Consider the following 7,154-nt stretch of genomic DNA (forward strand, 5'->3'; position numbering starts at 1 on the left):
ATTTTGAGTGTAATTTTTATAAGTTTTAAATAATTTTATAAATTTTGAGTGTAATTTTTATAAGTTTTAAATAATTTTATAAATTTTTAATAGTAAAAAATTTTTATTTTTTTTAATAAAAATTTGGTATGGGGGAAGTTGCTAATTTTCTTAAATAATAATATTCAATATTAATTTGTTTTTTTAAACCTTCAGGCCCTAAATTAGTTAATTCCATTATTGAATATCTTGAAACTAAAGCTCTTAAAATTTTTTGTTTAGCTTCTTTTTCATCTAACGCTAAAATTTTTTTTGCTTTAATATGTTTTCTATAAAAAATATGTTTAATATGTCTATGTTTAAAAATTCCTCTTATACGATTATCTTTACCTCTTCTTCTAGCTTCTAAGAAATTAATTTTTTTTAATCCTTTTTTTACTAAACCTTTATTTATCCATCCTAATTGTTGTTTTTTAGCATTATATAATTTTTGAGAAGATATTCCTATAAGTTTAAAAAATAATGGAGTTAATATAATCATTTTAGGAGTATAATTTCCTATAACTTTGTCCCAAACTTTTTCACATATTACAAATCCCATAGGTTCCATAAAATCTGTAATTAATCTGGAAACTCTAGTTATAGATTTATTTCCGGCTTTTGATATAGTAGATAAACCACATTCATCAGCTAACTGTTCTACTGAAGCTTGCACTAAATCAGAAGTTATATTGAAATGATATATCATAGCTATAACTATAGCTCTCATAGCGCAAGCTCTATGTTCATTTAATCTTCTTTTTCTTTTTATTAAAATACCAGTTTTAGGATCTTTTGGTTGTATAATATAATTTAATTCAGTTCTAGCAACATCTATTGATGAAGCCATTTTTATAGCATATTTTATAAAAGCTGGTCTAGACTTATCTTTTTTAGGTCGTGTAAATTTAGGGCTTCTATTAAAAATATATTTTTCTCTATGATACATAATTTTTCTCAAAATAAAAATTTTTAATATAAATGTTTTAAATTAAATAAATAATATCATTTTAAACAAATTAAAACAAAATAAATTTAATTATTAAAATTATTTAAATAAAATATTGTAATTTTAATATAATATATTATATTTTTATATAAAGTATATTAAATATTTTAAATATAATTTTTTATATTAATAAATAAAATAATAAAAATATAATTTTAATTAAAATAACATTGATTTTTATATAAAAATTAAAAATTTTTAATATATATTTATATAAATATACTAAAATTTATATAAAAATACAAAAAATATTAATTAGGTAATATAAAAAATGGAAAAAATTATTGCTAGTATAATATATGCTTCTAGATGGTTGATGTTTCCTGTATACATCGGTTTATCATTTGGTTTTATTCTATTAACATTAAAATTTTTTCAACAAGTAATTTATGTCATTCCAGAAATATTTAGTATGTCTGAATCAGGTTTGGTTCTTATAGTATTATCTTTAATAGATATAGCTTTAGTAGGTGGTTTATTAGTAATGGTAATGTTTTCAGGATATGAAAATTTCATAGTAAAAATGGAAGAAATAAAGGAAAATAAAAATAGATTAAGTTGGATGGGCACAATGGATGTAAATTCTATAAAAAATAAGGTAGCATCTTCTATAGTTGCTATTTCATCTGTTCATCTTTTAAGAATATTTATGAATGCAGAGAAGATTTTAGATAACAAAATTATGTGGTTTGTAATAATTCATTTAACATTTGTAATATCAGCTTTTGGTATGGCTTATATAGATAAAATGAGTAAAAAAAAATATAAAAATTAAAAAATTACTTTACAAAAAAAATATAATTTTAAATAAATATTAATGTACACAATGAATATTTATATATTGAAATAAAGTTAAATTTAAATATAAAAATAAATATAGATTTATAAGATTTTTTTATAATTTAATTTTTTTGATATATAAAAATGTAATATTTTTTTTAAATATATTTTTTAAAAATTTAAAATAAAAATTTCTTATAATTGTGTACATTTTTATTAATAAAAAATTTATATATAAAAAACGTATTTAAATAAATATAATGTTAAAATTTATCTTATAATTTTGTTATATTTCCATATACTATTTAAAACATTTACTATAGATTTAGTATAAGATTCTATAAAATTAGAAGTAATTTTTTCTCCATAAAATTTATTTTTTTTATATAATATAATTATGGAGACTTTATTAATTAAATTATTTTTATCTTTTTCAAAGATAGACTTAAATTTTTTTAATTTTATTTTTATATTAGAAGTTTTACTAAATATTTTACAAATTGCATATATAATGTTTGATTTTGTTTTAATAGAACAAATCTTAGTATTTTCACCACAAACTAATTTTATTAAAATATTATTTTCAACATTATTTTTAATAGAAATTTTTAAATGTTTTAATTTGAAATAATTACTTTCTTTTTTAAAATTTTTTAAAAAAGCTAAAGCTTCTAAATCATAACTAAATATTCTTCCATATTTATCTGTCAATTTTATAAAATTTTTATATAATTTATTTAAATTATATTTATCTTCTGAATAACCCATTTTATTCATATGATATTTTATAGCTGCTCTTCCAGATCTAGATGTTAAATTGAATTCTTTATTTTTTGCACCAATAGTTTCAGGAGAAATTATTTCATAATTTTTTCTGTTTTTTAATATTCCATCTTGATGTATTCCTGACGAATGAGAAAATGCATTACTTCCAATAATAGATTTGTTTGGTGAAATATTTACATTACATATTTTACTTATAATTTTACTAGTCTTATAAATTTTTTTATGATTTATATCTGTATAAAAATTTAAAATATCTTTTCTTGTTTTTATTGCCATTATTATTTCTTCTAAAGCTGTATTACCAGATCTTTCTCCAATACCATTTATTGTACCTTCTATTTGCCTAGCTCCTGATTGTATTGCAGTAATAGAATTTCCAGCAGCCATACCTAAGTCATTATGGCAATGTATAGAAATTATTGATTTGTCTATATTAGGAACTTTATTAATTATTAATTTTATTATTTTAGAAAATTCAGTAGGAATATTATAACCTACAGTATCTGGTATATTTATAGTAGTAACTCCATGTTTTATTACATTTTCTATAATTATACATAAATTATCTATGTTGGTTCTACCAGCATCTTCACATGAAAATTCTATATCATTAGTATATTTTTTAGCTCTTTTAACTGAATTTATAGCCATTTCTAAAATTTCTTCAAAATTTTTTCTTAATTTATATTTAATATGTAAATTAGAAGTTCCAATAAATAAATGAATTCTAAAAGATCTTGAAAAAGAATTAGACATTGCCTTAGCTGCTATATCAATATCTTCATTTTTACATCTTGCTAAACTGCAAATTGTACTATTTTTTATATTTTTAGAAATTAAATTAACTGATTTAAAATCTTCAGGGGAAGATATTGGAAAACCTGCTTCTATTATATCTACACCCATTTTTTCTAATAATTTTGCAATTTTTAATTTATCATTAGATTTTAAGCTGTGCTGTAAAGATTGATCACCATCTCTTAATGTAGTATCAAAAATAATAATTTTTTCTTTCATATTTTACCTTATAAATATATATTTTTATTTTATAAAACACTTTTTTAAAAAAATATGTTTTTATTTTCATATTCTTTTATTTTATCTTTATATTTCATAGTATAATCAATTCTATCTAAACCGTTAATTAAACAAAATTGATAAAAAGGATTTATTTTAAAAAAATATTTTTTGTTAAATATTAATATATATTTTTTAACTATATTTACTTGAAAATAAATAGATTTTTTATTATTATATATTATTTTAAAAATTTCATTAATTTTATTTTCATTCAAAGTTATTAATAAAATGCCATTATTAAAACAATTATTATAAAAAATATCTGAAAAACTAGCAGATATAATAACTTTAAAACCAAAATCTTTAATAGCCCACACTGCATGCTCTCTAGAAGATCCACAACCGAAATTTTTTCTAGTAAGTAAAATGCTAGAATTTTTATAAATCTTATTGTTTAATATAAATTTATAATTTAAATCTTTAATATTATTATTTATATATCTCCAATTAAAAAATAAATATTTTCCAAATCCATTTTTAGTTATTTTTTTTAAAAATTGTTTTGGAATTATAACATCAGTATCTATATTTGACATATCTAATGGTACAACTTTACCAAAATGTTTTATAAATTTTTTCATATTTTAAATTAACTCTATATTTTTTAAATTTAAATTTCTCTTATATCTACTATTTTACCATATACCGCAGCAGCGGCTGCCATAGCTGGGCTAACTAAATGTGTCATACTATTTCTACCTTGTCTTCCTTCAAAATTTCTATTACTTGTAGATACACATCTTTCACCTTCATTTAACTTATCATCATTCATTGCTAAACACATAGAACAACCAGGATTTCTCCATTCAAATCCTGATTCAATAAAAATTTTGTCTATTCCTTCTTTTTCTGCTTGTAATTTCACACATTTTGATCCTGGTACAACTATTGCTTTTACATTTTTATGAACTTTTTTGTTAATAATTATCTTTGATGCTTCTCTTAAATCTTCTATTCTAGAATTTGTACAAGATCCTATAAAAACTTTATCTATAGATAAATTTTTTAAAAATTCTCCTGGTTTTAAACGCATATATTTTAATGCATGTTCTACATTTCTTTTTTCATAAACATTTTTATAATTATTTAATAATGGTATTTTATCTTCTATATTAATAGTTTGACTAGGATTGGTCCCCCAAGTAATTTGTGGAGATAAATTTTTTATATTAAAATAAAATTTTTTGTCAAAAAAAGAATTTTTATCTGATTTTAAAGTCTTCCAATATTTCTTTAATTTTTTCCATAAATTACCTTTAGGTGAATATTCTTTGTTTTTCAAATATTTATAAGTTACTTTATCTGGAGAAATAATACCTGATTTAGCTCCTAGTTCTACAGCCATATTACATATAGTCATTCTAGATTCCATACTAATATTAGATATTGTATTTCCATAAAATTCTATTATATAACCACTTCCAATAGAAGTACTTAAATTTTTTATTATATGCAATATAATATCTTTAGAATAAACATATTTAGGTATTTTGCCAGAAATTTTTATTTTCATATTTTTATAACGTATTTGAGATAAAGTTTGAGTAGCTAGAACATGCTCCACTTCAGATGTACCAATGCCAAAAGCTAATGATCCAAAAGCACCATGAGTGGATGTATGAGAATCACCACAAACAATTGTAGTACCAGGTAATGTTAAACCAAGCTCAGGCCCTATGACATGAACTATACCCTGTTTGGGGTGATTTAAATCAAACAATTTAATATTATGATATTTACAATTTTTTTTTAATTCTTCCATTTGAATAAATGACATTTTATTAGACTTATATGATATTTCTTTCTTTGTCGGAACATTATGATCCATAGTAGCAAAAGTTTTTTCTGGTCTTCTTACATCTCTGAATTTTTCTTTTAAAGAATAAAAAGCTTGAGGTGAAGTTACTTCATGTAACAAATGTAAATCTATATAAATTAAAGGAGTTTCGTTTTTTTTTTCATATATTACATGAGAATTATATAATTTTTCATATAAAGTTGTTTTTTTATTTTTCATTTTTTTCCTATATATTTTTAATTAAAGTTTGAGCTATTATATCACCCATTTCATCTGTAGAAACATACTCTTTATTTACATCATTACTTAAATCTTTTGTTATATAACCTAGTTCTAAAACTTCTTTTACAGTATTATCTATCTTTTTAGATATATTATCTAATTTCATAGTATATTTTAACATCATAGAAAGAGATAAAATTTGAGCTATGGGATTAGCAATATTTAAATTTTTTATATCTGGAGCTGACCCACCTGATGGTTCATATAATCCAAATTTTTTTTCATTTATACTTGCAGAGGGGAGTAATCCTATTGATCCTATTATTGCAGCACATTCATCAGAAATTATATCTCCAAAAATATTAGAACATAATATTACATCAAAAATACTAGGATTTTTAATTATTTGCATAACAGCATTATCAACATATAAATGATTTAGTTTTACATTAGGAAATTCTTTAGAAACTTCATTTACAACCTCTCTCCATAAAATGGAACTTTTTAATACATTAGATTTATCTATTGAAGTAAGTTTTTTTTTTCTTTTGTTTGCAATTTTAAATGCAATTCTAGAGATTCTATAAATTTCTTTTTTACTATATATTTCTGTATCAAATGCTTTTTTTTTTATTTTATTTTTATCATATATAAATTTTGAATTTCCAAAATATATTCCACCTATTAATTCTCTTATACACAGTATATCTATTCCATTTATAGATATACTGTTTTTTAATGGAGATAAATAATTTAATTTAGAATACAATTTAGCTGGTCTAATATTACAAAATAAATTAAATTTTTTCCTAATAAATAATAAAGATTCTTTTTCTAATGAAATATTTTTATTAAAAAAATTATATCTAGGGTCTCCAACTGAACCAAATAAAATTGCATTAGATTTTTCACATCCGTATAAAGTTTCTTTAGGCATAACAGTTTTATATTTTTTTATTGCTGAGTATCCAACTAAATAATTTTTATATTGTATGTTTAAAAAAAATTTTTTTTTTAATACATTTATTATTTTATATGCTTGTCTCATTACTTCAGGGCCTATTCCATCACCAGGTAATATTGCAATTTTATATTTTTTTGACATTTTATAATTACTTTTTATAATATACTTAAAAAAATTATATAAAATTTTAAGATATTTATTTTAAATTAAATTTACTATATGAACAAAAATAATAGATTTTATATAATTTTACAAATTTTTTATTAAAAATTGCATAATTTAATATTATTAAAAAATTTTTTAATTACTAATGTATATTTCTTTTTTAAAAGATTTTTTAGTTAATGTTATTTTGCATCTATCTCTTTGGTTGCATATAAAAATTTTCACACATGCATTTATTTTTTTTAAAATTATAAAATATTTAATTTTTATAAGTTTTAAATAATTTTATAAATTTTGAGTGTAATTTTTATAAGTTTTAAATAATTTTATAA

6 protein-coding genes are annotated in these 7,154 nt (G+C 20.0%); 1 reads left to right on the plus strand and 5 read right to left on the minus strand.

Annotation, left to right across the window (positions count from 1 at the left end; translation table 11 throughout):
• Positions 1–112 precede the first annotated feature (112 nt).
• Complete coding sequence (repA, locus tag RJD23_RS02110; RefSeq protein ID WP_343188407.1) at positions 113–967, minus strand: plasmid replication initiator RepA; 855 nt, start codon at positions 965–967, stop codon at positions 113–115.
• A 331-nt stretch (positions 968–1,298) separates the two neighbouring features.
• Between repA and RJD23_RS02115 the strand changes: the two genes are divergently transcribed.
• On the plus strand, positions 1,299–1,802 hold the full coding sequence (locus tag RJD23_RS02115; RefSeq protein WP_343188408.1) for a TIGR00645 family protein: 504 nt from the start codon (positions 1,299–1,301) through the stop codon (positions 1,800–1,802).
• Positions 1,803–2,077: 275 nt separating this feature from the next.
• Here the strand turns inward: RJD23_RS02115 and leuA are convergent, their stop codons facing one another.
• The 4 genes from leuA to leuB are packed head-to-tail and all read right to left on the minus strand — an operon-like array spanning position 2,078 to position 6,798.
• Complete coding sequence (gene leuA, locus RJD23_RS02120) at positions 2,078–3,610, minus strand: 2-isopropylmalate synthase (protein ID WP_343188409.1); 1,533 nt, start codon at positions 3,608–3,610, stop codon at positions 2,078–2,080.
• 44 nt (positions 3,611–3,654) lie between these two features.
• A complete protein-coding gene (gene leuD / locus RJD23_RS02125; RefSeq protein ID WP_343188404.1) occupies positions 3,655–4,254 on the minus strand; it encodes a 3-isopropylmalate dehydratase small subunit in 600 nt (199 codons plus the stop codon).
• A gap of 29 nt (positions 4,255–4,283) precedes the next feature.
• The gene (gene leuC / locus RJD23_RS02130) at positions 4,284–5,690 is read right to left on the minus strand and encodes a 3-isopropylmalate dehydratase large subunit (protein WP_343188405.1); all 1,407 of its coding nucleotides are present in this window, start codon (positions 5,688–5,690) and stop codon (positions 4,284–4,286) included.
• Positions 5,691–5,697: 7 nt separating this feature from the next.
• Positions 5,698–6,798 (minus strand): 3-isopropylmalate dehydrogenase, encoded by a 1,101-nt coding sequence (gene leuB / locus RJD23_RS02135; RefSeq protein WP_343188406.1) that lies wholly within the window; start codon positions 6,796–6,798, stop codon positions 5,698–5,700.
• Positions 6,799–7,154 lie beyond the last annotated feature (356 nt).

Source organism: Buchnera aphidicola (Ceratoglyphina bambusae) (assembly GCF_039363085.1).
GTDB lineage: Bacteria > Pseudomonadota > Gammaproteobacteria > Enterobacterales > Enterobacteriaceae > Buchnera_G > Buchnera_G aphidicola_E.